Origin of the sequence: Pseudonocardia alaniniphila (assembly GCF_022524485.1) — a bacterium.
GTDB lineage: Bacteria > Actinomycetota > Actinomycetes > Mycobacteriales > Pseudonocardiaceae > Pseudonocardia > Pseudonocardia alaniniphila.
This window is the reverse complement of the sequence record NZ_JAKXMK010000016.1, coordinates 1-25,436: the sequence shown is the minus strand read 5'-3', so window position 1 is coordinate 25,436 and position 25,436 is coordinate 1. Positions and strand designations below refer to the sequence as shown.

The window sequence follows — 25,436 nt, the reverse complement described above, 5'->3', positions numbered from 1 at the left end:
AAGGATTCCAGCGTCCGGGACGACGTAGTCGCCCGTGGACACCTGGGCTCAGCGCTGCCGCAGTGTTCGGTGGATGACCCGGCCGACCACCAGGTAGACGATCGCCGCCAGTCCGTAGTTGACGATGAGGCCTATCGTGGCATCGCCCGGAGTGAAGACATCCCCGAAGCCGAACACGAATACCCTTGCCGTACCGTAGACGAAAGCAACGACGCCGCTGTTCGGATTGGCACCGAACAACGTGAACACGATGTGCAGCACGAAAACGAGCGCGATGAGAGCCGTGGCCACCCGAATGGTGTTGGCGATGAGAGTGGTTCGGTCGGAACGGCGATCGCGCTCACGCTGGTACTCCAGCGGCGATTCCTCGGGCTGCCGTAACGCGTGGCCGGGGTAGTCACGCGGCTCCGGTTCGTACGGCTCCGCCGGAACCTGATACCGCGCCGGCGGCCGCTCGCGCTGGTACGGCTCGGGCTCCTGCTCATACGGAATGGGAGCGGGCTGCTCGTAGTACCTGGTGGGCGGGCTCGCCTGACGAACCGGAGCCGTCGGTGGTTCGGCGAGCCCGGGCGGTTGAGGCCGTGGTGGATACCCACCGGGCCCCTGCGGGGGCTGTTGATAGGCGCTGGGGTCGGGCGGTGGTTGCGGGTGACGCCCACGAGCCTCGCCGGGATGCGGTTGATCCGGTCGGCGAACTGCCGCGGGACCACGGCGAGGCGGCGGCCCCGGCGGACCTTGATACCGGTCGTAACTCATGCCTCGGCATTCTGACGACACGGTCGGGTGTACGTATACCCCCCGAGGGCACCACCGCGCTGCGGGTTGTGTAGGGAGTCCGGGAGGGCCGGCGCCTGACGCCCTCTGCACCCGCACAGGGGCGCACGCTGCCGGCCCGCTGGGCGGCCTTCCATCCAGCGAGCCGATCAGCCTCGGTCAGGGCTATTTCAACTTGCCGGCATGAAACCGGAGACCCGGCATCAGCCCGATGAGAATCCCGGCGATAACGCCGGTCAGGACCACCAACATCTCGATCCACGGGCGTCCCATCCCCTCCGGGACGGTTATCGCCAGGACAGTGGCCGCGAGCGCTCCGAGCCCCATGCCACCCAGAGCCCCGACAGCCACGAAACGGGCGTCTCGCCGTGCACGCTCGCTGTCGTCTTCCTTGATCGTGGACCGATACCACGGCAGCGCGGGACCGCCCTGAGGGGATGGGATCTCCGACAAGGACGAGGGCAAGGCGGGCCCTCTGTCGGTGCGCCCCCCGTCAGGCTTGGACCAGAGATCATCTGTCATGGACGCAGAACCTCCAGGAGGACAACAGCCGATCATGGCCCGCCGCTACGTGTGGGCCGGGCCACACGGAGGTTGCCGACGAGCGTCACCGCGATCTCCTCGTTTCGTCCTCCCGAGAAATATCGCCTGGTCAGAACAGCTGGATGAGCACGGACCCGGCCACGAGCAGGAGCAATCCGACCCCGCGGGCCGCGGTGAAGGGCCGCTGCGGCATTCGAAACAGCCCGCGCGTATCGATGAGGGCGGACGCGAGTTGCTGGCCCGTCACAGTGAGAGCCACCGTGACAGCTGCGCCGATCTGGGGCAGCAGCATGAAGGTGCCGGTCACGTACCCCACGGCGCAGAGGCCGCCCAGCCATCCCCACCAGGGCATCCCGCCGAGCCGGTCGAGCTGTGGCGTGGGCGTGCGGTCGGTCGTCCGAAGCACCGCGAACACGATCGTGATCGCCAGCGCGGCGACGAGGAAGCTGACCAGGGCCACGACGACCGGCTCGACGACGACGGTCCGCAGGCGTGCGTTGATCGCACCTTGGATCGGCAGCACAGCCCCGGCGAGCAGCCCGAGCAGAAGCCGGCCCGGAGTGACGCCCGCAGGTGAGAGCGGTGGTGACGCGGACGCGTCGGCAGGACGTCCGAGGCCGACGGCAGCCGGGACCTTCACGCGCTGGCCACGGACGATCGCGGTGATACCGGCCAGCACGGCGACGGATCCCACCAGGGTCCCGGCGCCGAACGTCTGCCGTGCGATCCCGAAGAGGCCGAAGCCGTCCAGCGCGATCGAGGCGAGCATCTGACCGGTGACGAAGAGCCCGCCGGCGGCCAGGGCTCCGATCCGGGGGAACAGCAGGATGCCGCTGGTGATGTACAGCGGCGAAGCGAGGCCGCCGAGCAGGTACCACGGGGGCACGTCGCCGAGGCGCGTCAGGGCGACGAACGTCCCGGTCGCGACGGCCAGAATCCCGAGCAGCCCGGCAGCCACCCACAGCTGGAGCGTGGCGGCGCCGTAAGGCGTGCCGACCGCCTTCGTGAGCTGGAGGTTCGCCGAGGCCTGGACCGCGAGCAGACCCCCGATCACGAGGGCGCCGGTCAGGAGAACCGCGATCATCACCCCTCCACCCATTCCATTAAGTGGACGATGTGTCCGGTTCGCGGTAAACGTAACCGGACATCGTGTCCAGATGGAGGGAGCGGTGGGGTACGGTTCGGCGGTGCGGGATACGGGTGTCGACCGATCCGAGGAGACGTCGGGAGCGTCACCTCCCCCACCGCAACGCCGGGAACGAGCGGACGCCGCGCGCAACCGGGCGCTGGTACTGGCCGCGGCCGCCGATCTCTTCCGAACCCGGGAACCGCGCGCCGTGACGATGGAGGACGTGGCGCGCGCGGCCGGCGTCGGCCGGGCAACCCTGTACCGCCGCTTCCCCGATGTGCAGTCCATCGCGATCGCCCTACTGGACGACCACGAGCGCGACCTCCAGGGCCGCCTCCTGGCCGGACCTCCGCCGCTCGGCCCGGGCGCACCACCCGCCGATCGACTGGAGGCGTTCTACCGGTCGATGGTCGACCTGCTCGAACAGTTCCTTCCGCTCGCGCTGGGCGCCGAGACGGGGAGCGCCCGGTTCGAGACCGGCGCCTACGGCTTTTGGCACGCCCACGTCCGGGCCCTACTCGCCCAGGGTGGCGTCCCCGACCCGGCCCGGCTCGCCGACGTGGCCCTCGCCCCCCTCAGCGCGGAGCTGTACCAGCGGCAACGCGAGATTCTCGGGCTGACCCCGGAGAAGATCGGCGATCAGCTGGCCTGGCTGGCCCACCGCATCCTCACCTGAGACCGTCAGCCACAGGTGTGCGCCGCTCGCTAGCTCGGACGTCCGGCCTCGGCGGCTCCGTGAGCGGCGCGGGCGGCCGCGACGATGTGCTCCAGCGCAGCGGCGTGCTGCTGAAACGCGTGCCGTCCTTGCGGCGTGAGCTGCACCGAGGTGCGCCGTGCGCGGCTCTGCTGGTCTTTGCGAACCGTGACATATCCGGCCTCGACCAATGCCGAGACATGCTTCGACAGTGCTGAATCACTGGTCCCGATCGTGTCCCTCAGGAAACTGAAGTCCACCCAGGCGGCCGGTGCCAGCAGGGCGACGATCGACAGCCGTGCCGGGACGTGCAGGAACTCGTCGAAGCGGGGGTCCATCAGGCGCGTCCGGCGTCGCGCAACACGACCGCCACGAAGGCCCGGCGGATCAAGGGCGTTACGGCGACATAAGCGACGGCCGTGGCAGCAGCGGCGACAGCGGCCTGCGACAGCAGCGCCTGCGGCTGAAGACCGAACAACACCCAGCCTGCGATCCGAAAGATGCCGAACAGCAGCATGAGCCCGGCCGACAAGCCCACCCAGAACAGCCACTCCACGCCGGCGGGCTCGCGCTTCACGAGGGCCCGGCGTTCGTGCACGATCCCGACTCCGACGAAGAGCCCGAACCCGAGCAGGAACGCGACCGTGCGCCACGGGTTCTCGAGATCGATGGACGCCAACCCGACCAGCAGTCCCAAGGCGGCGAGCAGGACGTTGGGACGGGCGAAGCTCTGGCGGACGACCTGCTCCCGAGTCCTGCCCTGGAGGCGCCGGATGTCATCGAGCGAAGACTGGGCATCGTGAGGGTGCATCGGCCCCATCCTTGACCGTCGGACTGTTTTCCTCTGAGGAAAGTAGCACACCGCTTTCCTCGGAGGAAAGTAGTCGTGCGAGCCGTAGGGGCAAGGGGGCTCAGAGACGCCCGCCGAACCGAGACCCGCTTCCACGCCGCCGCGACCACGAGCCGGCGAGCCCTCGGCGGCGGCACGGCAAGATGGTGGAACTACTGAACTCATACTGCCGTGCTCGTTAGCATCTCTTCATGCTGAACGTGCCGCGATTGCGAGTCCTGTGCGAGGTCGCAAAGGCCGGCTCGCTCACGGCTGCAGCGAAGGAGCTGAACTACACGCCGTCAGCGGTGTCACAACAGATCGCGCTGCTGCAACGCGAGACCAACTCGCGGTTGATCGAACGGCATAGGCGTGGGGTGCGGTTGACCGAGGCCGGACGTCAACTTCTGCGGCACGCCACGATCGTGCTCGCTGAGCTCCGTTCTGCCGAGGCGGCGCTCGCCGCGGTAGCTCGCGGGGAGGGCGGCCGGATGCGACTGGGCTCGTTTCCAACCGCCAACGCAACCTTGATGCCCCGAGCAGTTGCCGCATTTCGCGGGGACCACCCTGCGGTCGAACTCGAGCTCGTCGAGCTCGACCGTGACGAAGGCCTGGCGCAGGTCGCCGACCACCACCTCGACATCGCACTGGTCTACGAGTTCCCGATGATCCCCATGGGGGACACGCCGGAGGTGGTGGCCATTCCGCTGGTGGTCGACCCGCTGCACATCATGCTGCCCAGTGATCACCCCATGGCGAGCCGGAGCAGCATCAGGCTTGCGGAGCTGAGCACGCAGCACTGGATCCAGGGCGTGCGGCACGGTTCGACGATCGAGGTGCTGCCTCAGGCATGCCATGCAGCGGGCTTCGAGCCCGACATCGTCTTTCGAACCGATGATCAGATGGCGGTGCGCGGGCTGGTCGCCGCAGGCATAGGGATTGCACTTGTGCCGTGGCTGGCGCTCGCGACCGTGCCGCCCGGCGTCATCGTCCGGCGCCTCGACGAGCCGAGTCTGACCAGGACGGTCATGGCCGCGGTGCCGCCTGAGTCCCGGCGCCTGCCCGCGGCGTCCGCGATGGTCCGGTCTCTCCGCGAGATCTGTGTTGAGTTGGGCACGCCTCCGACCCGCGCCGGACGCCCGGCAAGGGGCTGGACCTCGACGGCGAACTCACTTAAGCGTTCCTTAACGATTCCATAATAAGACTTCAATTGCACTTACTGAGGCCGAGTGAAAAGCTCGGTCCAGTCGATCGTGGCCGCGATGTGGAGGCAACCGTTGAAGCAAGATCTGTCCACCACAACCAGCCCCAGCAGCTTTGGCCAACCCTACGAATTGGTGCTCGTCGAGAACCAGATCGTCCCGGCCGACAAGGCTCGAGTCGGCGTACATGCGAACGCGCTGGCGTACGGCACCGGTACGTTCGAGGGTATCCGGGCATGGTGGAACGCCGAGCACCAGCAGCTGTACATGTTCGAAGCGATGGCGCATTACGCCCGCCTGGAACGATCCGCGCGGATTCTCGGCTTGCGGCTGCCGACTCCGCCGGCGACCCTCGTGGAAATGACAGCGGAGTTGCTGCGTCGCAACGACGTTCGGTGCGACGCGTACATCCGTCCACTGCTGATCCAGTACGGCGACGTATTGCCGGTTCGAATGCACGACGTGCAGACCAGGCTGTCGATCGCGGTCACGCCCGTACCGGGCGACTACATCAGCCCTGACGGCGTACGTTGCATGATCAGCACATGGCGTCGGGCGCCGGATTCTTGCACACCCAACCGGGCGAAGGTCACCGGAACGTACACCGGTCCGTCGCTGGCCAAGACGGAGGCGGTGAGCCGAGGTTTCGACGAGGCGATCATGCTGACCATGGACGGGTACGTCGCGGAGGCGACGACCTCGAACATCGCGATGCGCATCGGCTCCGAATGGGTGACACCCGCGGGCACCGAAGACATTCTCGAAGGGATCACCCGAGCGCAGGTGATGGTACTTCTGCGGGAGGCCACGGGATCACCCGTGGTCGAGCGTCGTATACATCGATCCGAGCTCTACTGCTGCGACGAGATCCTGCTTTGCGGAACCGCCGCGGTGGTCGTCCCGGTGGTCGAGGTCGACGGCCGGAAGGTCGGGGACGGGAAACCGGGCGAAGCCACTCTCGCGCTGAACTCGAGCCTCCGGGCGATTGCGCGCCGGCACGACAACCGCCATCCCGAGTGGACAACACCAGTGTATGGAGAGGAATTGAGGGCATGAGCACTTTTGGTGAGCTCGAGAACCTGCCGACCAGAGAGATCTGGAAGGGCGTGACCGCACGGGTGGTGCAGAGCGAGCTGGTCACGATGGCAATCGTCGAACTCGAGCCCAACAGTGTCGTTCCGCAACATCACCACGTCAACGAACAGCTCGGATTCGTCATCGAAGGGTCGGTGGTGTTCACGGTCGGTGGAGAGCGCCGGGAATGCGCTCCGGGCTCGACGTGGCGAATCCTCGCCGATGTTCCGCACGATGTGCAGGTCGGTCCGGAGGGAGCGGTCGTCGCCGAGGTGTACTCACCGGTCCGCGCAGACTGGGCCGCACTTCCGGAGAGCGCCCCGCAACCACCCCGGTGGCCCGACCTGCAGTGATGGCTCTGGCGGCGACAGTGAACGCTGGCTCCAACGCCACCACCTTCGCGCTGCCCGCCGAAGTTTTCCCTTCCGAGATTCGCACCGCGGGCCACGGGTTCGCCGCCGCAGCAGGCAAGTTGGGCGCGGCCATCGGCGGCCTCCTCTTCCCCGTTGTCCGCCATCGGGCAGCTCGCGCTGCTGCACGCCATGTGCATCCGGGCTCTGCGCACGACGAGCAGGCGGTAGTCCTGTGACTTATCCCCGGGTGCGCCCCGCCTGGCCGCGGGCGCTACGAGGCCTGCGCGAGCAGCCGGTCCGGCTCGGTCGCGTAGACCGTCATCCAGATCGGCCGCAGCCTGTAGTAGACGACATCGTTCCAGTCGGTGTCGCCGTAGAAGTCGCCGTAGAAGCCGCGCAGGTACTCGTGGATCGGCGGCCAGTCGGGGTGGGTGGACCCGTCCGCCGAGACGAGTTCCTCGACCGTGCCGTGGACGAACACCCCCAGCTCTTCGCCGCGCACGTGCGCGACGCTCGCCGCGGGCCGCGCGCTCAGGTGTCGCGCCTTCGCAGCGCCGCGTGCCGTTCCGAACACCCAACGACCGTGCAGGAAGTGCCCGTCGACGGCGCTGACGCGCGGCTCGCCCTTCGCAGTGACCGTGGACACCACGAGGACACACATCCCGGTGAGCACCCGCGTCAGCTGCTCGGCGGTCAGGCTGCGCTCACCGGTGATGATCGACTGCAGGTGCGCGGTCGACCGGCCGAGCGAGGCGTCGATGAGGGTCTGCAGCTCCCGGGTCTCCGGTTCGGTTTCGTGCACGCCACTACGATGACACCGAACCCTGACACCTCCTGTACACATATCGCTGGCGTTTGTACGTCCGTCGTAGGCGATCAAGGATTAGGTGCCGGGCCCTTCCCTCAAACGTGAGGCTGGCGGCTGACCGGCGGCGCCACCGTTGTGCTCGTTCACGATTGCCTCACGTCACGCAGGTTGAGCCCCATCGGGAGTCGAGGGGGATGTCGCCGGCACGGATGATCGCGTGGGTCATCGGGTACAGCAGAGCGATCAACTCGTCGATCTCGCTGCTGGTGATCAGATGAGATGGCGGCAGTCTGATCGTGCTGCACCGGCTGTCACCGCGTGTCGAGCGAGGCCGGACCGCGCTCGCGGCCCGGCCCCACCCCCCTCAGGCCGGGGATCAAGCGGCGACACGCCCTCGGTGATCGGCCCCCTACCGGGTCCGCGTCGGCCTGAACCCTCGTCGGCTGCGCAGACAGTCGACCAGTCCGGGGCCCTCAACGTGTGTAGCGATTCCTGCTCGCCATCACGCATTTCCTGCAGCACGGTCAAGGGAGTGGTCCATAGCGGTTGGAGTCTCCTCCGTGTCACCCAGCAAGTACCCAGAGCAACCAGCGAGTGCCCCTACTTGGATGGCCGGAGCTAGCCTCGGGCCGTGCAGATTTTCGAATACTCCGGTGAGGAGTTGGAGCACCTCGCCCGTGAGTTCTTCCTTCCGGTGATCGTCAAGGCGGGTTCCGACTTCCGCGGGCAGGTGGCGATTCAGGGGCTGGGCAAGACCCTGACACTCTCTCGGTCGCATTCGGGTCATATGTCCACGATCCGAACCAACCGGATGGCAGCGGAAGCGTCGGCCGACGACCTGATGGTCTTCTGCATATACATGGACGGCCGGGGCGGCGTCCGCCAGCACGACCGATTCGTCGAACTGGCGGCCGGTGCCGGAGTGCTCACCGAGGCGCGTAGCGGCTACGAGCGGACCTCGTCGACCGAGATTCAGCGCATGAGCCTGTGTTTCTCCCGCGAGTTGCTCCCCCTCCGAGCCACCGAGATCACCGACGCATGTGCGCGCAGCATGGATCCCGCGGCGCCGGCCATGCAGGTGCTGTCCGGCTACCTCGGCCGGCTGTTCGAAGTGGCCGACGAACTCACCGCGGGGCAGCGGCAGCACGCCGGGCGAGCCGCGATCGAGCTGCTGGCGATGGTGCTACGAGACGTCACACCCGCCGTGCCCGACGGGGACGGTCCTACGGAGGTCTTGCTCGAGATGATGCGGACCCACGTCCGCGAACACCTGGCCGATCCATACCTGCGGGTCGAGGAACTGGCGCGGCGCCACCACGTGTCAGTTCGCCGGATGTACAGCCTGTTCGAACGGATCGGGACCACGCCCGGCGCGTACCTTCGCGAGCAGCGGCTGCTCGCGGCACAGGCCATGCTGTCCGACCCGAGATACGCCCGGCTCGGGACGTCGAGCATCGCGGCTGCGGTCGGGATCCACGACCGCAGTACGTTCGAACGCGCGTTCCGGCGGCAGTACGGGACGACGCCGGCCGGCTGGCGGCGAGAGCACCTCCACTCCGATCCGCTCCCGCAAACCTGACACACGAAACGCCTCCACGTTGGGCAGTCCTCCGGGCTACCTGTTCATGATCACGGATGTTGTGTGCTCAGCCGGACTTGATGGAGCATATGAACAGCACTGGACCAACTGCTCTTAGCGGTCATTTGTCGGACCAACATGTGATTCGCGGCGGTCCCATCTGCACGATCGGTCCGCTGCACCCAAGCTGAGACCATGACGCTGGCCTTGGAACCCACGCTGAACGAGGACGCCAAGTTCCGTAGAACGCTCGGCTTCTGGTCGTTGGTGGCCACCGGGCTAGGCAGTGTGATCGGTTCCGGGTGGTTGTTCTCGGCGATGTACGCAGCACAGTCCGCCGGGCCGGCCTCGTTGATCGCATGGGTGATCGGCGGGGTGTTGATGTTGACAGTGGCGTTGGTGTTCGCCGAGCTGGCCATCTCCCACCCGGAGTCCGGTGGGCTGGTTCGCTACCCGTTGTACTCCAATGGCCGGTTCGCCGCCGGCATCGTCGGCTGGAGCATGTGGGTGTGCTATCTGGGCAACCCGCCCACCGAGGCGGCCGGAGCGCTGCAATACGCCAGTTCCTATCTGCCCGGCATCTACCAGGGCGAACAGCTCACCGGTCTGGGAATTCTGCTGGCCATCGTGCTGATGGCCGTCTTCGTCGGCATCAACTACTTCGGCGTGCAGCTTTTCGCAAAAACCAACAACGTGGTCACCGCGATCAAGGTGCTGATCCCCACGGCGACCGTGGTGCTGTTGATCGTCTCCGGATTCGACGGCAGCAACATCAGCCAGCACGGTGGGTTCGCCCCCTACGGCTACGGGGCGGCGCTGGGCACCATCGCCTCCGCCGGCATGCTGTTCGCCTACACCGGGTTCCGCAACATCGTCGAGCTCTCCGGCGAGGTTCGCCATCCACGCAAGCACATTCCAAAAGCGCTGGTCACGACGCTTCTGGTCACCATCGTGCTCTACCTCGGACTCCAGGTGGCGTTTCTCGGCGCGGTGCCCAGCGGCATGCTCGCCGGCGGGTGGCACGGGGTGAACTTCGACTCGCCGTTCGCGCAGCTGGCGATGCTGCTCGGGCTGAGCTGGCTGTACTGGACCCTCATCGCCGACTCGATGATCTCGCCGTCCGGAGCGGCCATCGCCTGGACCGCGTCGAACGCAAGAAACGCCTACGGGCTGGCCAAGAACCGGTTCTTCCCCGGGTGGCTGCGCAGCGTGAACGATCGATGGGGCGTGCCGACCCGAGGACTGATCACGAACTTCGTGGTCGGCATCCTGTTCCTGTTGCCGCTGCCGAGCTGGCACCAGATCGTGTCGGTGACCAGCACGCTCGTGGCCTTCACCTTCTCCGTCGGCTCGATCAGCCTGCTCGCATTCCGGAGGACCGGTGTGACCGGGCCGGCGAACCAGCTTCCCGGCATGGCGGTGATCGCGCCGTTGGCCTTCGTCATCAGTGCGCTGGTGATCTACTGGGTCGGCTGGCCGGACCTGACCAAGACCATCCCGATCGTCGCGGTCGGGCTGGTGTGGTTCGCGGTGACCTGGGTGCGGCAGAACCAGGGTGTCGGCGAGCTGTCCGGCGGCGTGTGGTTGATCGCTCACCTGGCCTTCCTGTACCTGATGTCCGCGCTGGGCAGCTTTGATGGGTCAGGCCTGATCCCGGCGCCGTGGGACTCGGTGATCGTCGCGGTGGTGTCACTGGGCATCTACTTCTGGGGTGTCGCAAGCGGAACGGCCTACCTGCGGGCCCACCCCAGGGTCCTGCACCGCCCCGACCAGCCGGCCGAGGCGGCGGGCTGAACCTGGTGCGGCGGTGGCCGGTGGGTCAGGGCCGCAGTTCGTAGACGAGATTGAACGGCGTCGAGAGGGCGATCTGCGCGGTGCCGAATCCGGCTTCGTGCGCGAGCAGCAGAGTTCGGGTCGGGCCGGCCTGGTTGCCCAGGCCGGTGGCCGGCGCGGCGGACAGGCCGCTGGGCAGGCAGACGAACACCGATGCGGCGACCATCATCCGCCCGAGCGGATGGAACCCGTCGGTGATGACATCCGAACTCTTGGGCTCGACCAGCATCACGTGGCCGTCTCGGGTCAGAGCGGCTCGGGCGGCACGCAGCGCACCGAGTGGATCCGGCATGTCGTGGAGGCAGTCCAAGAAGGTGACGAAGTCGTAGGGCCCGCTCAGCTCGGTGGCGCCGGCCTCCTGGAAGTCGATGAGGTCCGAGACTCCCGCGTCGGCCGCGCGTGAGCGGGCCAGTTCGATCGAGCGGGGGTGGGAGTCGATTCCGATCCACTCGGTGGCGGGATAGGTCTGCGCCATGATGATCGTGGAGGCTCCGAGGCCGCACCCGACGTCCGCGGCGCGCACCCCGGCGACCAGCCGCTCCTGCAGGCCGTTCAACGCCGGGATCCACGAGCTGACCAGGTGGGCCTTGTACGCCGGCCGGAAGAACCGCTCATTGCCGATGTAGGTGTCGTCGTCGTGCTCGTGCCAGCCGATCCCCTCGCCCGTGCGGAACGCTTCGACGAGGCGGTCGAACGTCCGCGGCGCGGACGAGAAGGTCTGGAAAGCACCGATCATGTAATAGGCGCTATCGGTGTCGGTGAAGAAGGCCGCCTGCTCGGGCGTCAGGTAGTACCTCGCGGTGGTCGCGGACGTCCGTTCCGCATCGTCCTGGTAGGTGATGTACTCGGACGCGGCCATGACCAGGAGCCACTCCCGCACGTAGCGCTCGGCCAGGCCGGTGCGCTCGGCGAGTTCCGAGGCTGTGGCCGGCTCGCTGCCGGCGAGCGCGTCGAACAGACCGAGCCGGTCGCCCAGCAGTACCAGGGGAATGGCCATCGCCCCGCCCGCATCGGCGATGATGCGCTCCTGCAGCAGCTGTGCAGCGATTTCGTCGATCTGCGTCCTTTCAGTGTTGCTGTGCGTCGTGCGTTCAGTGCTGGACATTCCATCTCCTGGTGAACAAGCCAATGCCTGAGACCTCATGAGCGGCGGCCGCATGCGTCGTTGCGTCCGACGGATCAGAGGCCGGCGTAGAGCGCCTTCTCGAACTCGACGTTGATCGCCAGCATCTCCGGGTCGGCGAACGGCAGGAACTGGCTGTAGATCGCGGCGGTGATGCCGGCGGTTCGGTCGATCCAGTAGTAGGTGTTCATCAGCCCGGCCCACGCGCCGCTGCCGGCCCGGCGCATCCCGGGAAAGTCGGTGGTGTTCAGCATCAGCCCGTAGCCCCACTTGAAGCCGGGGCCGAGGATGAAGTCGAGGCTCAACCGGGGATCCGCGGTGAGGATCGACGGCGGGATCTCGAGATCACCGATCTGGTTGGAGAACGCTGCCTCCACAGTGGCGGGCTTCAGGACCGGGGTGCCCTCGAACGTGCCGTCGTCCAGCAACATCCGCTGGAACCTCAGGAAGTCACGTGGTGTCGAGTACAGCCCGTGCCCCCCACCCCAGAACTCCGGGGACGTGGAGAACGGGTCGTCGACCTCCACCCACTCGCCGCTGTCCGCCTTGGCATGGAGCGCCGAGAGGCCCAATCGCTGCTCATCCGTCGGGGCGAACCTGGTGTCGTGCATCCCGAGAGGGCCGGTAAGACCCCGCTCGAACGCCACGTCGAGCGTCACCCCGGACACCGCCTCGATGACCCGCCCGAGCCAGTCGGTACTGATCCCGTACTCGAACCTCGTGCCGGGGTCGGTCGCCAACGGCGCGGTGAAGATGATCTCCTTGCCGGAGACGACGCTCGGAGTGCCGGTCGCCTTCTCCCAGCGATCGATGTCGGCGTTGAAGAAGGAGTAGACCAACCCGCTCGTGTGCGTGACCAGGTGCCGCACCGTGACCCGGCTCGCCGGCGGGCGCAGCCGAGGGGTGTCGCCGTCGAAGCCGTCCAATACCTGGACCTCGGCGAACTCGGGCCGATAGGTCTCGACGGGTGCGTCCAGATCGAGCGCTCCCTGCTCCACCAGCTGCAACGCGGCGACCGTCGTCACGATCTTCGTCATCGACTGCATCCGGTAGACGGTGTCGGCCGACACCGGCTCTCGAGCACCTGGAACCCGGGAGCCGGCCGCCCCCTCGTAGATCACGCCACGCCGGTCGGCCGCGATCGCGACCAGACTGGGCACCGTCCCGGCGTCGACCGCCTTGCGGAGAAGGGCGTCGATGGCCTCGATGTCGATGTTCGAGGCGTCAGAAGTGGGGCTCACCCGGAGATCCTTCCCGTGCAGATATGGTTCTTCCCACTCTCATTCTGTTGCAGCTCGACGCAACGGTCACGTGTCCCTCGAGAATTCGCCATTCAGACGGGCAGGAACAGCGCCAAGGTGAGATCCGCCTGCTCTCCACCACCATTCACGTCGCCGCTCATCCCCCCGTTTCCCGGCATCCCTCATCTTCACGACCCGGATGCAAGCCGTACGCGGATCGGACATTTCCGGTGGAGCACGCCCGCCTCCCGATCGCCCGACCATGAAACCGCCACGGCGGCTTGCAGCCGGAATGAGCGCCTTCGGCGATCCCGACCGGGTCACCCAGTCGACCGCACCAAACCTTTTCGGGACGGGCGTTTTCTCGTCCGCGGAGGGGACGTTTCTTCCCGGAAAGGAGCAGACCGAGGGCAGCAACGCGCGCGTGATCCTTACGCCATCCGGTGACAAGGAGCGCGACAGCGAGCGCAAGCGGCGTTCGAGCACATCATCGACGCCGCGCTCGCGCTCGGTGGCACCACAACCGGTGAACACGGCGTGGGGCTGTCAAAGCTGCCCGGAATGCGCCGGGAGCTCGGACCACAGGTCGCCGCAATGCAGCGAGCCGCCACGGCAGCCCTGGATCCGCAGGGAATCCTCAATCCAGGCGAGCTGGTCGGGTGAAACGCCCGCTTCCGCCAACTCAACGCCCCCAGGGAAGGGCCGCAACCACGACCAAGAGAAATGGTGGAAAAACCAAGAGAACCACAACTCCGCCCGCGAGAAACTTGGCGTCGTCGAGCACGAAGCCGGCGAGAAGTAGCGCGATCGACACCGCCGCGTACGACCAGGTGATCCGGGCGAGAACCGCGAGTCCCGCTGACCGCGCAGGTGGACCGTCCAGCCGCTCTCTCGGCATCGAGGGGAGATTGACGTGCGTATTCTCCATGTATGCACGATTCACCCGATGCGGAGAGACGGCTACGGGCCGGCGCCTCACTTTTCGTCGGGATCGGCTCACGGACGGCGTGAGCCGCACCGTCCGGCCGGCGCGCAGGGCGAGAGCCGACCTGGTGCGCGCCACCGACGCCCACCTTGCGTCCGACAGCTTGCCCCGCGGCCGAGCGCAGGCCGGGCCGGTCGCCGAGTGCCGTGTAGAGCCCTGCGACGGCAGCGGCGCCGTCGGCGATCACACGTTCCACGAACTCCGCTACCAGGTCATTCTTTGATGATTCTGTTGAATCAAGCAGAGGCCTCGGATCGCGCTGCCGATTCGGCGCACAGGTGGCCTAGCGTCAGTAGCCGCGGACGATTTTCAGGAGGCCGTAGTGCTGCCCTGTCCGTCCCCCACTGACAGCACTACGGCTCCTGTGTCCGGGCGGCGCGGCACCCGCCCCTCGGTCGAGTGCCGATCTCCGGACCTGTTCAACGCTGCTGCCTGCGGTGAACGCTGTCCAATAGACGTTCGGTAATCAGCGATAGGACTCGGCGATCAGTCGCGGACGTGGAGTTCCGATATTTCCGGCATTTCGTCGCCGTGGCGAAGGAGCTGCACTTCCGCCGCGCCGCCGCGCGCCTGCACGTGGTGCAGCCCGCACCGAGCCGGCAGATCGCGCGCCTGGCGCGGGAGCTGGGTGTATCGCTGCTCACGCACAGCAGGCGCCGGATCACCGTCACCGACGCCGGACTCGCGTTCCTCGCTCCGAGCGTCGCGATTGACGCCATCGCGACGGTGGCGACCGTCCCGGCCCGGCAGCGACATCCGCTTACCGTGATCGTGCGGCTCCGTCACTCGGATGTCTGGTCTTCCGGGATGTCCAGGGCATGCAGGAATGCAGCGGCGGCTGGTGATGGGCGCAGGCGACTCCAGATCACGTGCTCCACTCGGGTCGGTGGATCACGGAGCTCGACGACGTGCACGTTGGGGAGTTCGGTGACGAAGGCGGCGGGCATCATGCCGATACCCAGGCCAAGCCGGACCAGCCGCGCCACGAGATCCGCGTTCGTCACCTCGAAGGCGACCTCTCGCGTGACGCCGGCGGCGGCGAACGCCTCGTCCGACTGGGCACGCGCCGCCGTGCCGGCGGGATAGTCGACGAACACCTCCTTCGACAGCCGGTGCAGGTCCACGTCGGCCATGTCGGCCAGCGGGTGGCCGGGAGCGACGATCGCGACCAGCTCACCGCGTGCCAGAGCGCGGCCACGGACGCCTCTCGGTTCGACGCTCGGCGGCAGCCCGAGGAACGCGATGTCCAGGTCGCCCTGCCGTACCCGTTCGGCCAGCTCGTCGCTCGAGCCCGCGCGCAGCGTGATCCGTACGTGCGGATGGCGGACCTGAAAGCTCTTCAGCGCACTCGCCAGGTCGACCGCAGTAACGGTGGGGATGGTGCCGATGGCAAGCCGGCCGCGAAGCTCACCGGAGACCGCCGCGACCTCGGCGCTCGCCCGTTCGGCGGCGTCGAGTGCCTGCCGGGCGGCAGGCAGGAACGCCTCGCCGGCCGGTGTCAGCCGGACCCTGCGGCTCGTGCGATCGAAGAGCCGGGCACCCAGCTCTCGTTCCAGCCGGGCGATCTGGTGGCTGAGCGCGGACTGGACGACCCGGCAGCGCTCGGCGGCACGGGTGAAGTTCGCCGTCTCGGCCACCGCGACCACGTAGCGCATTTGCTGCAGCTCCACCCATCCATCGTGAATCACGATCGCTGACATGACAACGATGTGTTGGACTCATTGATCGTCAACGCCCGAGGCTAGGGGCATGACGAACGCAGCCGGGTGCGGTACGCCGCGCCGCACGACACACCGCGAGGCCACCGAGGCGCCGGACGGCGGCGCGTCGCTGAGCCGCGGGCTGCTGCTGCTCATGGCCGCGGCGACCGGGCTCTCGGTCGCCAACAATTACTTCGCCCAGCCACTGCTGGACCTGCTCGGCCGGGAGCTCCAGCTCAGCGCCACTGCTGCCGGAATGATCATCACAGCTGCGCAGGTCGGTTACGGGTTGGGGCTGCTGCTGCTCGTCCCGCTCGGTGACCTGGTCGAACGCCGGCGGCTCGCGGTATTGCTGTACGCGGCGACAGCGGTGTTCCTGCTGGTCTCGGCGACCGCGCCGAACGGGACGCTGCTGCTCGCCGGGACCGCGCTCACAGCGTTCACCTCGGTGGCGGCTCAGGTCGTGGTGCCCTACGCCGCCACGCTCGCGCCTCCGGGCCGGCGCGGCCGGGTGATCGGCACGGTGATGAGCGGACTGCTGCTGGGTGCGTTGCTGTCCCGTGCGGTGTCGGGCGCGCTCGCCGAACTCGGCGGCTGGCGGACGGTCTACTGGGTGAGCGCGATCCTCGTCGCCGGGATGACGGTGCTGTTGTGGCGATTCCTTCCGCGCCTGCACACCCCGAGCGGGCTGTCGTATCCGGCGCTGCTGCGCTCAACGATTGCTCTGTTCCGCCATGAGCCGGCGTTGCGGTGGCGGGCCGGTATCGCCGCCCTCTCGCTCGCATCGTTCAACGTGTTGTGGACGGCGGCGACCTTCCTGCTCGCCGGCCCACATTACGGCTGGTCAGAGGCGGTCATCGGGCTGTTCGGGTTGGTGGGCGCGGTGGGCACGGTGACCACGACGGTGGCCGGCCGGCTGGCCGACAGCGGCTACGTGCAGTGGGTCACCGGGATCGGCACCGCCGCGCTGGCGGCGTCCTGGTTGTTGATCGGCGCGGCCGAGAGTTCGCTGGCGTGGCTCGTCGGCGGGGTGATCGTCCTCAACGTGGCGCACCAGGCAGTGCTCAACAGCAACCAGAACGTCATTTATGCGCTGCGCCCGGAGATCCGCAACCGGCTCAACGCCGCGTTGCTGACGGCCTTCTTCGCCGGCGGCGCCGCCGGATCGGCGCTGGCCGGAATGGTGTGGGTGTGTGGCGGCTGGACGGCAGTGAGCGTCCTGGGCGGCTCGCTCGCCTCCGGAACTCTCGTCCTATGGGTACTGGAACGGACCATGACTTCCCGATCACTCGGCTCCCCGGCATCGGCCGGCTCGCCCAACTGACCCCCGAAGTCCGCGCACACAGTAGAAGGAAGAACCCGGGATGAGCGTCAACATCACCGTCGTCTATTACTCGGCTACAGGAAACGTACACGCGCTCGCCGAGGCACTGGCCGACGGCGCGCAATCCGAAGGCGCACAGGTCAGGCTGCGGCGAGTCGCCGAATCGGCCCCGGCGTCCACGATCGCCGCCAACCCCGCCTGGACCACCCACCGTCAGAAGGTTTCGGCCTACGTCCCCGAGGTCAGCCACGACGACCTGCTCTGGGCGCACGGCTTGGCCTTCGGCACCCCGGTCCGGTTCGGCAACATCGCCTCTCAGCTCAAGCAGTTTCTCGACACCTGCGGCAGCCTGTGGGCGGCGGGCCAACTAGCCGACAAGACCTTCACCGGCTTCGTCAGCGGCCAATCTCGACACGGCGGCCAGGAGTCCACCCTGCTGGCCCTCTACAACTCCGCCTACCACATGGGCGCGATCCTCGTGCCGCCCGGATACACCGACGACGCCGTGCACGGCGCGGGCGGCAACCCCTACGGAACAAGCCACCCGAGCGGACCCGACGGCCTCCTACCCCCGCCGGCAACCCTGCACGCGGCCCGCTACCAAGGCAGACGTCTGGCCCAGCTCACCGCCCGCCTGCAGTCGTTCACAACACCAGCCACGACAGCGTGGGCGAGCGCTTCATCTTCCTGATCGGGCACCGCGACCCGGGACCGGAGTTGACGAGGCACGTCTGGCCGTCTGATTGGTCCTAGGCGGTCCAATCCCAGAGCGAACCCGGCGCGGACGGCGAGCGGGGCGGGCGATCGATCGGGGCACGGCCAGCCCTTCGGAGGGCATGTCCGGTTGCTCGCCGCTACCGGGAGGCCCGGGCGCCGCTTTCCTGGTTTGCGCAGGTGAGCTTGGCGACAGCGCGGCCATCGGGATGCATCGCACGTCACGTGGAGGACGAATGGGCGATGTGGCGCGCGCCACTTGCCGCCCCTCCTGCGGGCCGCCCGCCGGATGCCATAACCTGGAACGGGTAGTCCGGTTTTGGTACCGACTGTTCTACGAGGGCCTCATCTCGCCCGGGTAGGTCGACGGAGCGCTGAGTCGTCATCGCCGCATCGCAGTTCAACCCACACGAACAGGAGACCACGATGTCCGAGTCCTATTCACTCGCCACTGAACCCGAATGCGTCGAGATCGCGCCTAGGTGACGCCATGACATCGAATCTGACCCTGAACAACGGCGTCGAGATGCCCGCTATCGGCTTCGGCGTCTTCCAGACACCTCCTCAGGAGACCATCGACGCCGTCGAGGTCGCTCTCGGCACGGGCTACCGACACATCGACACGGCAGCCGCGTACGGCAACGAGCATGAGGTCGGCGAGGCCATCCGCCGCTCCGGTCTCGCCCGGTCGGACGTCTTCGTCGAGACGAAGATCTGGATCAGCGACTACGGCTACGACGCCACCCTGAAGGCCTTCGACACGAGCGCCGGCAAGCTCGGGGTCGACCAGATCGATCTGCTCATCCTCCACCAGCCCCTGCCCAGCCGTTTCGATCTGACCATCGACGCCTACCGCGCCCTGGAGAAGCTGCTCGATGACGGCCGCGTGCGGGCCATCGGCGTCTCCAACTTCATGCCCGGCCACCTCGACGCGCTGCTGAAGAACACCGGCGTCGTCCCCGCGGTCAACCAGATCGAGGTCCACCCGTACTTCTCAGAACCCGACGTCCGGGCCGCCGACGCCGAGCACGGCATCCTGACGCAGGCCTGGTCGCCGATCGGCGGCATCACGTTCTACCGCGACGGCCAGCACGGCGGCACGCTCGACGACCCGACCATCGGCGAGATCGCGAAGGCGCACGGCAAGACGCCCGCCCAAGTGATGCTGCGCTGGCACCTGCAGGAGGGGCGTTCCGCGATCCCCAAGTCGACGAAGCCCCACCGCATCGCCGAGAACTTCGACGTCTTCGACTTCGCCCTCACCGACGACGAGCTTGCCGCCATCGACGCCCTCGACACGGGCGTGCGCGGAGGCCCCGATCCGGACGCGATCACCCTGGAGGGCTGGCGGAGCGTTGCTGCGACCTTCGGGTCGACGATCGAGGCACCGTAGCGGTCGTACTCGTGGTGGTACTCGGCGTCGATCCCGCACACCCGGGTTGCCAGGTGAAGAACGGGTTGAGATTTCCCAGTCCGACCCGACGATCGTCGTCGTCGGGCAGCCGCGCCCGGCTCGGGATCGATGCCGTCGACCGTGGGTGGTCGCTGAGCCACGCACGATGCGAGACCCGAGACGACTTGACACAGCCCGACCAGGTCCTAGGCGTGATGGCGCTCGTCACATCTTCTAGACGACCGGTCTAATCCGGAGTCACTGTGACGCCATGCCAGCCAAGAGGGAAACCCGTCAGAGCCTTCTGGACACCGCGCGGCGGATCGTCCTTGCCAAGGGCTACGCCGCGGTCGGCATCAACGAGGTGCTCGCCGAGGCCGGCGTGCCGAAGGGGTCGTTCTACCACTACTTCGATTCCAAGGACGCCTTCGGTGAGGCGCTGATGAAGAGCTACTTCGACGACTACTTCGCGGCCATGGACGGCATCGTCGCCCACACGGAGAAGAGCTCGGCGGAGCACCTGATGCGGTACTGGCAGTACTTCTACGACACGCAGGTCAAGGACGACTGCCAGGGCGGGTGCCTGGTCGTCAAGCTGGGTGCGGAGATCGCCGACCTGTCGGAGGCGATGCGCGTCACGACGAAGGCCGGCACCGCGGCGATCGTCGACCGGCTGGAGCGGATGATCGTCGACGGCATCGCGGATGGGTCCGTGTCCGTCGACGACAGCCCCCGCGCGACGGCCGAGGCCCTCTACGACCTGTGGCTCGGGGCGAGCATGATCGCGAAGATCCATTCCAGCCCCGGCCAGCTCGACCGCGCCATGGCGGTCACGCGCCGGGTTCTCCACGTCTGACGAGCCACCGCCGCCTGCGGCACACCGGGCCCAGGCTGTGCCTTCTTCTAGTAGACCGGTCTAAGAAGGGAATCATCATGACCACCGACCTCATCCACTCCGACGCGACCGAACTCGCCGAGCTGATCCGCACCAGGAGGGTTTCCTCTGTCGAGGTGGTGCAGGCACACCTCGACCGCATCGAGGCCACCGATCCGGAGCTCAACGCCATCGTCACGCTCGCCGACGGCGCGCTGGACGCCGCGCGGGCGGCGGACGAGAAGCTCGCCGCGGGTGCGGAGGTAGGGCCGCTCCACGGCGTGCCCTTCACGGCCAAGGACTCGTTCGACACCGCTGGGGTGCTCACCCAGCGCGGCTCGCCCATGTTCGCGGGGCGAGTCCCGGACACGGACGCCACCAGCGTGGCGCGTATGAAGCACGCCGGTGGGATCCTCCTGGCAAAGACCAATCTCCCGGAGTTCTCGTACTGGATCGAGTCCGACAACCTCCTGACGGGCAGGACGAACAACCCCTGGGACCTCAACCGCTCGGCCGGCGGGTCGAGCGGTGGCGAGTCCGCCGCGATCGCGGCCGGGATGTCGCCGCTCGGACTCGCAAGCGACCTGTCCATCTCCGTGCGCGGTCCGGCGGCCGACACCGGTGTGGCGGCCTTCAAGGCGACGCACGGGCGCGTCCCGATGACGGGACTCTGGCCGCGGGAACCTCGTCGTAACTGGCACGTCGGTCCGATGGCCCGCAGCATCCGCGACCTCGCACTCGCGTACTCACTGCTGTCCGGCCCCGACGGCGCCGACGGCTTCGCCGTCGTCCCGCCCGAGTTCGACGCCGGCCTGGGCACCTCGCCGGACCGGCCGGTCCGTGTGGGTTGGCTGGTCGACTCGGGACTCGGTCCGACCGACCCCGAGGTCGCGGCAACTGTGCAGGCGGCAGCCGACGCCCTGGAGGGAGCAGGGGCCCGGGTCGACGCCGTCAACATTCCGGCCCTCGAGCGGGACAACCCGCTCGAACTCTGGACCAAGCTGAACGTCATGGAGGTGAAGCCGGCCTTCCGCAAGGTCACCGAGGGCCATGAGGACCAGATGTTCAGCTACTCCAAGTTCTTGGCCGGCACGCCCGACACGTCGGTGGAGGACTTCGTCCTGGCCGAGCAGGCCGTCGAGCGGCTCCGGGACGCTTTCGCGGAGTACTTCCAGCGGTACGACCTGCTGCTGCTCCCGGTGACGACGATCCCCGCGCACGAGCACCAGCTCGGGGACTTCACCGTCGACGGCCGGACGGTTAGTCCTTTCCACGTGAGCTCGACGACCGTCCCGTTCAACCTGACAGGCCTCCCGGCCCTGTCCATGCGGTTCGGCACGAGCAGCGACGGCATGCCGATCGGTGTGCAGCTGGCGGCCACCTGGCACGCGGAGTCGACGATCCTGCACATCGCCTCGCTGCTGGAGTCGTTGAGCCCGGTCCGCGACCAGCACCCCGCCCTCTGACGGCCGGGAGCGAACGGTGGTGGAGGACCGGACGATCCGGTCAGTCCGCCCGACGTAGCGGTCGTTGCTGGGACCGGTGTGTGACGCCGGGCATAACACTTTGGTTTTCAAAGCGTCCGGCCGTACGTTCGTGGTGTGAGTACGACTCGGATCGATCCCGCGTCGCTGCCTGGTCGGCCGTGTGCGATGGCGGCGGCGTTGCAGCTCGTGGGTGAGCGCTGGGCGATGTTGGCCGTGCGAGAAGTCGTTCTCGGCAACCATCGATTCACCGAGATCGCTCGCAACACTGGCGCTCCGACCGATCGGCTCGCCACCCGGCTGCGCGAGCTGGTGGCCGCCGGGATCTTGGAGCGACACCCGTTGGAGGAGGGAGGTGGCCGTGATGGCTACTTCCTCACCGCAGCGGGGCGGGATCTGATGCCCGTCATCCAGGGCTTGATTTCGTGGGGCAACCAGTGGGCGGTTTCGTCGCCGACTCGGCAGCTGCGTCACCGCGACCACGACTTCGTGCCGGTGGTGATATGCACCGGCTGCGGCGAGGTGGTGGAGGACGCCGAGGTCGTGCTCCGCGACGATGCGGCGACTTCCCCGGAAGGTTCCGGCTCTCCCATCGAAGATGGTTCAGGTTCGCCGTCGAGGAGAGACGACGACGGCCGTCGGTCATTCGGTTAGCTCGGCAAATCACACTCTGCGCCGGCTCGCCGTTCCGCTCGGGAGTCGGAGCACTTTGTTCGACGGTCTCGATGATGACAACAGGGAGAAACTGAGCACGAGGAAAGGATGAGCCGATGGCCCTCAAGGGCGGTCCACGCGATATGAGCAAATGGTCGGCAGTGTTGCGCGATCCGAACATTCAGTTCCCTGGCGAGTCGACCGAATACCGGCAATCACGCAAGCAACTGCTGGAAGCGGAGGAAAAGCTCCGGCAGATCAACGAGCAGGTAGCGGCTCAGCGGCGGGCTCTTCCGTCGGGCGGCCTCCTCGCTCAGGACTACGTCTTCGAGTCTGCCGCCGACGGAAGCGAGGTGCGGTTCTCCGAACTGTTCGCGCCGAGCAAGGACACGCTTGTCATCTACAACATGATGTTCCCGCGTTGGTCGGAGGACCCACGAGCGGGTGCTCTGGAGGGGCAGACGGCTCTGCTGCCGCTCGTCGAGCAGCCGTGTCCGTCGTGCACCTCGGTCGTCGACGGGCTCGAAGGCGCCGCCTTCCACCTCGCCGAGCGAATCAACCTCGTCGTGATCGCGAAGACGGACGCCGCTCGGCTCGGCGCCTACGCGCGGGAGCGCCAGTGGCGGGACCTGCGGCTCCTGTCGTCGAAGAACAACACCTTCAACCGCGACTACCACGCCGAAACAGCGGACGGTGTTCAACTGCCGATCCTCAATGTGTTCTCCCGCGACGAGGACGGAATCCACCATCGGTGGGCGAGCGAGCAGGTCTTCGCGCGCGGGGACTCCACGGCCATGGACCCGATCTGGCCGATCTGGGGCGCTCTCGACCTGACACCGGAGGGACGCGGAGAGGCCGCCGCCTACCCCTCTCTGCAGTACTGAGCGGAGCCCAGAATTCCCGCCCGGCTCGGGCGGGCCACGACGGCGCCGCCCGAGCGCAGCCGACCCGAGTCACCGGGGACTTCCGGTGTCACGGGGCTGGGGAGGGATGTACGACACCCGGCCGGGACCGCTCCACGACATGGTCGTCAAGGCCTTCGCGGTCTGCCGGCGTCTGCTGTCCGAAGACGTGAGCCAGGCGGTGGTTGCGGTGAGCTGCCCGCCACCACCATCCAGAGCGGGTCGTCGTCGAGTCGATCGGCATCGTCATGAGTCTCAACCAGGTCGTGCAGCTCTTCGGGTCACGACCGCCACGGTGCTGGGCGGACAGGCCGGGGCTCGATTACGAGGGTCGGCCGAACGTTTTCGTTCGCGGGCCGGATGACGATGCGTTTCGTGGCGTGCACGCCCAGGGTCTGGCGTGGTTTTCTCGATCCATTCTTCTTCTATTCCTCGAGGAGCCTTGTCCTATATGGACGTGTTCGACTATGTGATCGTGGGCGCCGGCAGCGCTGGTTGCGTGCTGGCGGGGCGGTTGAGTGAGGACCCGGGCCGGCGGGTGCTGCTTCTCGAGGCCGGGGGCGAGGACACCGCACCGGCGGTGCGGATCCCCGCGGCCTTCGCGACGCTGCTGGGCACCGAGTGTGACTGGGGCTACAGCACCGTCAGGCAGACCCACACCGGCACCTCGATCCACATGCCGCGCGGCCGGATGCTCGGCGGGTCCTCCTCGCTCAACGCCATGGCCTACATCCGAGGCAACCACGCCGACTACGACGGCTGGCGTGACCATCACGGCGCGGCCGGTTGGGGTTTCGACGATGTGCTGCCCTACTTCGTCCGCGCGGAGGGCAACAACCGCCTGGCCGGGCCGCTGCACGGCACCGACGGGCCGTTGCGGGTCGAGGACAAGGTGTTCGATCACGAGGTCTGCCTGGCCTGGGTGGAATCCGCGGCCGAGTGGGGGCTGCGCCGCACTGACGACTTCAACGGCGAATCCCAGATGGGGACCGGCCCGTTCCAACTGACCTGCCACGACGGGCAACGCTGGTCCGCGGCGGATGCCTACCTGCGGCCGGCCTTGGAAAGGCCCAACCTCGAGGTCCGCACCGGCGCGCAGGTGACCAGGGTGGTCGTCGAGAACGGCCGGGCCGTCGGTGTCGTGCATCGCGATGGTGACCGCGAGGTCGCCGTCCGTGCCGAAGCGGAGGTCCTGCTGTGCGGCGGCAGCATCAACTCCCCGCAGCTGCTGTTGCTCTCGGGTATCGGTCCCGCCGACCACCTCCGCGATTTCGGCATCGACGTCGTTGTGGACCTGCCCGGGGTCGGGTCCAACCTGCACGACCACCCCACCGTGCCGTTGATCCAGGTGATCACCGGACCTGACCTCGCCGATCTCGCCGCCACCCCGGCAGCACAGACACTCTGGGCCCAGTGCGGGCGCGGCCCCCTGGGCACCAGCCCCGCCGAGATGTGCGCCTTTTTCTCCACCCGCGGCAACCTGACCGTGCCCGACATGCAGGTGCACGCCGGGGCCATGCCGTTCGCGGACACCCTCGCTCCGCCCGGTCGGCCCTGCATGACGACCACCGTCTCGCTGCTCGCGCCCCGCAGCCGCGGCACCCTGAAACTGCGATCGGCCGACCCTCTGAGCCATCCGGAGATCGACCTCGCCTTGTACGACGACCGGCGCGACCTCGACGATCTCGTCCACGGACTGCAGAACACGATCGCCATGACGGAGACCGACCCCGTGGCGCAGTACCTGGTCGAACCGCTGCTTCCGATCCCGACCGACCTCGACGGGGGCGCCATGGCCGCCTACGCCCGCCGCTGGACGCAGACCATGTACCACCCGGTCGGCACCTGCGCGATGGGCACAGGCGACGACGCCGTCGTGGACCCCCACCTGCGGGTGCGCGGGATGGGCGGACTACGCGTCGTGGATGCCTCCGTGATGCCACAAATCGTCCGGGGAAACACCAACGCGGGCACGATCATGATCGCCGAAAAGGCCGCCGATCTCATCCGCAGCTGATGGGGTCCAGGAGCGACGCCCACTGTTCTGCCTTCGACAGCAACTGGTAGCCCGACGAAAGGTATTCAGATGACTGACGATGACGAGCTGTTCCTGGTCACCGGCGCCACCGGCAAGACCGGAGGCGGCGCGATCAAACTGCTGCTCCAGCACGGTCACCGCGCCCGGGCGATGGTGCACCGGGAGGACGAACGCTCCCGCGCACTG

Annotated in this window: 24 protein-coding genes and 1 pseudogene; 16 read left to right on the top strand and 9 right to left on the bottom strand. The window is 67.6% G+C overall.

Translation table 11 applies throughout. The features are described 5' to 3' along the window. Positions 1 to 48 precede the first annotated feature (48 nt). The 3 genes from MMF94_RS19030 to MMF94_RS19020 all read right to left on the bottom strand — a co-directional run bounded on the left by MMF94_RS19030 (position 49) and on the right by MMF94_RS19020 (position 2,401). Entirely contained in the window at positions 49 to 756 is a 708-nt protein-coding gene (locus MMF94_RS19030) for a hypothetical protein (RefSeq protein WP_241038328.1), read from the bottom strand. 183 nt (positions 757 to 939) lie between these two features. Next, positions 940 to 1,296, bottom strand: coding sequence for a hypothetical protein (locus MMF94_RS19025; RefSeq protein ID WP_241038327.1), 357 nt, complete (start codon positions 1,294 to 1,296; stop codon positions 940 to 942). A 130-nt stretch (positions 1,297 to 1,426) separates the two neighbouring features. Further along, complete coding sequence (locus MMF94_RS19020) at positions 1,427 to 2,401, bottom strand: DMT family transporter (protein WP_241038326.1); 975 nt, start codon at positions 2,399 to 2,401, stop codon at positions 1,427 to 1,429. A 73-nt stretch (positions 2,402 to 2,474) separates the two neighbouring features. Between MMF94_RS19020 and MMF94_RS19015 the strand changes: the two genes are divergently transcribed. Further along, on the top strand, positions 2,475 to 3,122 hold the full coding sequence (locus tag MMF94_RS19015) for a TetR/AcrR family transcriptional regulator (RefSeq protein ID WP_241038325.1): 648 nt from the start codon (positions 2,475 to 2,477) through the stop codon (positions 3,120 to 3,122). Positions 3,123 to 3,151: 29 nt separating this feature from the next. Here the strand turns inward: MMF94_RS19015 and MMF94_RS19010 are convergent, their stop codons facing one another. Both MMF94_RS19010 and MMF94_RS19005 read right to left on the bottom strand, forming a co-directional pair. Then, positions 3,152 to 3,478 carry a winged helix-turn-helix domain-containing protein gene (locus MMF94_RS19010; protein ID WP_241038324.1) on the bottom strand — a complete coding sequence of 109 codons (327 nt, stop codon included), beginning with the start codon at positions 3,476 to 3,478 and terminating at the stop codon, positions 3,152 to 3,154. After that, a complete protein-coding gene (locus tag MMF94_RS19005) occupies positions 3,478 to 3,951 on the bottom strand; it encodes a hypothetical protein (protein WP_241038323.1) in 474 nt (157 codons plus the stop codon). The genes MMF94_RS19010 and MMF94_RS19005 overlap by 1 nt, the downstream gene beginning before the upstream one ends. Positions 3,952 to 4,181: 230 nt before the next feature. Between MMF94_RS19005 and MMF94_RS19000 the strand changes: the two genes are divergently transcribed. From MMF94_RS19000 to MMF94_RS18990, 3 genes are read left to right on the top strand one after another with little or no spacing between them, the layout of a single operon-like run. After that, complete coding sequence (locus tag MMF94_RS19000; protein ID WP_277398762.1) at positions 4,182 to 5,168, top strand: LysR family transcriptional regulator; 987 nt, start codon at positions 4,182 to 4,184, stop codon at positions 5,166 to 5,168. A gap of 30 nt (positions 5,169 to 5,198) precedes the next feature. After that, positions 5,199 to 6,227, top strand: coding sequence for an aminotransferase class IV (locus MMF94_RS18995; RefSeq protein ID WP_241038321.1), 1,029 nt, complete (start codon positions 5,199 to 5,201; stop codon positions 6,225 to 6,227). Next, positions 6,224 to 6,598, top strand: a complete 375-nt coding sequence (locus MMF94_RS18990; protein ID WP_241038320.1) for a cupin domain-containing protein — start codon at positions 6,224 to 6,226, stop codon at positions 6,596 to 6,598. Before MMF94_RS18995 ends, MMF94_RS18990 begins: the two co-directional genes overlap by 4 nt. Positions 6,599 to 6,869: 271 nt before the next feature. Here the strand turns inward: MMF94_RS18990 and MMF94_RS18985 are convergent, their stop codons facing one another. Beyond that, on the bottom strand, positions 6,870 to 7,400 hold the full coding sequence (locus tag MMF94_RS18985) for a pyridoxamine 5'-phosphate oxidase family protein (RefSeq protein ID WP_241038318.1): 531 nt from the start codon (positions 7,398 to 7,400) through the stop codon (positions 6,870 to 6,872). A gap of 637 nt (positions 7,401 to 8,037) precedes the next feature. On the opposite strand from MMF94_RS18985, the gene MMF94_RS18980 reads away from it, so the two are divergent. Together MMF94_RS18980 and MMF94_RS18975 are read left to right on the top strand one after the other, a co-directional pair. Next, a complete protein-coding gene (locus MMF94_RS18980) occupies positions 8,038 to 8,985 on the top strand; it encodes a helix-turn-helix domain-containing protein (RefSeq protein ID WP_241038316.1) in 948 nt (315 codons plus the stop codon). A 195-nt stretch (positions 8,986 to 9,180) separates the two neighbouring features. Then, positions 9,181 to 10,779, top strand: coding sequence for an APC family permease (locus MMF94_RS18975; protein WP_241038314.1), 1,599 nt, complete (start codon positions 9,181 to 9,183; stop codon positions 10,777 to 10,779). Positions 10,780 to 10,804: 25 nt separating this feature from the next. Here MMF94_RS18975 and MMF94_RS18970 read toward each other — a convergent pair whose 3' ends face one another. Both MMF94_RS18970 and MMF94_RS18965 read right to left on the bottom strand, forming a co-directional pair. Beyond that, complete coding sequence (locus tag MMF94_RS18970; RefSeq protein WP_241038312.1) at positions 10,805 to 11,923, bottom strand: class I SAM-dependent methyltransferase; 1,119 nt, start codon at positions 11,921 to 11,923, stop codon at positions 10,805 to 10,807. A 74-nt stretch (positions 11,924 to 11,997) separates the two neighbouring features. Continuing rightward, positions 11,998 to 13,182, bottom strand: a complete 1,185-nt coding sequence (locus tag MMF94_RS18965; RefSeq protein ID WP_241038310.1) for a serine hydrolase domain-containing protein — start codon at positions 13,180 to 13,182, stop codon at positions 11,998 to 12,000. Positions 13,183 to 13,474: 292 nt separating this feature from the next. Between MMF94_RS18965 and MMF94_RS44010 the strand changes: the two genes are divergently transcribed. Both MMF94_RS44010 and MMF94_RS18955 read left to right on the top strand, forming a co-directional pair. Then, positions 13,475 to 13,984, top strand: a complete 510-nt coding sequence (locus MMF94_RS44010) for a hypothetical protein (RefSeq protein ID WP_425563995.1) — start codon at positions 13,475 to 13,477, stop codon at positions 13,982 to 13,984. 681 nt (positions 13,985 to 14,665) lie between these two features. After that, positions 14,666 to 14,788, top strand: a pseudogene (locus MMF94_RS18955) (LysR family transcriptional regulator); the annotation flags it as partial. Positions 14,789 to 14,949: 161 nt separating this feature from the next. On the opposite strand, the gene MMF94_RS18950 reads toward MMF94_RS18955, so the two are convergent. Beyond that, positions 14,950 to 15,837 carry a LysR family transcriptional regulator gene (locus tag MMF94_RS18950; protein WP_241038308.1) on the bottom strand — a complete coding sequence of 296 codons (888 nt, stop codon included), beginning with the start codon at positions 15,835 to 15,837 and terminating at the stop codon, positions 14,950 to 14,952. Positions 15,838 to 15,916: 79 nt separating this feature from the next. Between MMF94_RS18950 and MMF94_RS18945 the strand changes: the two genes are divergently transcribed. The 8 genes from MMF94_RS18945 (at position 15,917) to MMF94_RS18910 (ending at position 25,229) form a co-directional block, all read left to right on the top strand. Beyond that, the gene (locus MMF94_RS18945) at positions 15,917 to 17,191 is read left to right on the top strand and encodes an MFS transporter (protein WP_241038306.1); all 1,275 of its coding nucleotides are present in this window, start codon (positions 15,917 to 15,919) and stop codon (positions 17,189 to 17,191) included. Positions 17,192 to 17,231: 40 nt separating this feature from the next. Continuing rightward, on the top strand, positions 17,232 to 17,882 hold the full coding sequence (gene wrbA / locus MMF94_RS18940) for an NAD(P)H:quinone oxidoreductase (protein WP_241038304.1): 651 nt from the start codon (positions 17,232 to 17,234) through the stop codon (positions 17,880 to 17,882). A gap of 513 nt (positions 17,883 to 18,395) precedes the next feature. Continuing rightward, positions 18,396 to 19,298, top strand: coding sequence for an aldo/keto reductase (locus tag MMF94_RS18935; RefSeq protein WP_241038302.1), 903 nt, complete (start codon positions 18,396 to 18,398; stop codon positions 19,296 to 19,298). A 271-nt stretch (positions 19,299 to 19,569) separates the two neighbouring features. After that, positions 19,570 to 20,154 (top strand): TetR/AcrR family transcriptional regulator, encoded by a 585-nt coding sequence (locus MMF94_RS18930; RefSeq protein WP_241038300.1) that lies wholly within the window; start codon positions 19,570 to 19,572, stop codon positions 20,152 to 20,154. Between the two features lie 77 nt (positions 20,155 to 20,231). Further along, positions 20,232 to 21,638, top strand: a complete 1,407-nt coding sequence (locus tag MMF94_RS18925) for an amidase (protein WP_241038299.1) — start codon at positions 20,232 to 20,234, stop codon at positions 21,636 to 21,638. Positions 21,639 to 21,773: 135 nt separating this feature from the next. Further along, positions 21,774 to 22,310 carry a winged helix-turn-helix transcriptional regulator gene (locus MMF94_RS18920; protein WP_241038297.1) on the top strand — a complete coding sequence of 179 codons (537 nt, stop codon included), beginning with the start codon at positions 21,774 to 21,776 and terminating at the stop codon, positions 22,308 to 22,310. A 116-nt stretch (positions 22,311 to 22,426) separates the two neighbouring features. Continuing rightward, positions 22,427 to 23,194: a DUF899 family protein gene (locus MMF94_RS18915; protein ID WP_241038296.1), complete on the top strand. Its 768-nt coding sequence runs from the start codon at positions 22,427 to 22,429 to the stop codon at positions 23,192 to 23,194. A 460-nt stretch (positions 23,195 to 23,654) separates the two neighbouring features. Next, on the top strand, positions 23,655 to 25,229 hold the full coding sequence (locus MMF94_RS18910) for a GMC family oxidoreductase (protein ID WP_241038295.1): 1,575 nt from the start codon (positions 23,655 to 23,657) through the stop codon (positions 25,227 to 25,229). The last annotated feature ends 207 nt before the right edge of the window (positions 25,230 to 25,436 follow it).